The sequence below is a fragment of the Pseudoalteromonas sp. c7(2019) genome (assembly GCF_011378625.1).
GTDB lineage: Bacteria > Pseudomonadota > Gammaproteobacteria > Enterobacterales > Alteromonadaceae > Pseudoalteromonas > Pseudoalteromonas arctica.
The window spans coordinates 1-727 of the sequence record NZ_WTKS01000055.1; the positions used below are offsets into that span (position 1 = coordinate 1).

The 727-nt window shown below is 40.3% G+C and carries 1 protein-coding gene; it reads right to left on the reverse strand.

Features of this window, described 5'->3' with window-relative positions; translation table 11 throughout:
• Window positions 1–727, reverse strand: a 727-nt coding sequence (gene ruvB / locus GQR38_RS19970) for a Holliday junction branch migration DNA helicase RuvB (protein WP_165738007.1), incomplete at both ends; no start/stop codon positions are given.

Below are 727 nucleotides of genomic sequence, written 5' to 3' on the forward strand. Positions count from 1 at the left end.
TATATCAGCGTTAATCACAGCAGCTTTCTTAACTTGAGCATAATCACGCACTCGTCGTAATAAACGATTGGCAATACGTGGCGTTCCACGTGACCGACGAGCAACTTCAACCGCGCCTCCTTGATCCATATCTAATTCTAAATGTGACGCACTACGCATCACAATTTTTGTTAATGACTTTAAATCGTAATATTCTAATCGTTGCACAATACCAAAACGGTCACGCAAAGGTGACGTTAACGACCCTGCTCGTGTAGTCGCGCCAATTAATGTAAAAGGCGGTAAATCTAGCTTAATAGAACGTGCAGCTGGTCCTTCACCAATCATGATATCTAGCTGATAATCTTCCATCGCTGGATATAAGATTTCTTCAACAATCGGGCTTAAACGATGTATTTCATCAATAAAAAGCACATCATTTTCTTCAAGGTTAGTTAACAGTGCCGCTAAGTCCCCGGCTTTTTCTAAAATTGGTCCAGATGTCGTTTTAATATTAACTTCTAATTCATTCGCTACGATATGAGATAACGTCGTTTTACCTAAACCAGGCGGTCCAAAAATAAGCAGATGATCTAAGGCTTCATTACGCTGGCGTGCCGCTTCAATGAAAATTTCCATTTGTGCGTTTACTTGTGGCTGCCCTTCATAATCAGCTAAAAGTTTAGGGCGAATAGCCCTATCTATTAAATTATCATCGGTTTTTTGAGTACCTGAAATAAGGCGGTCT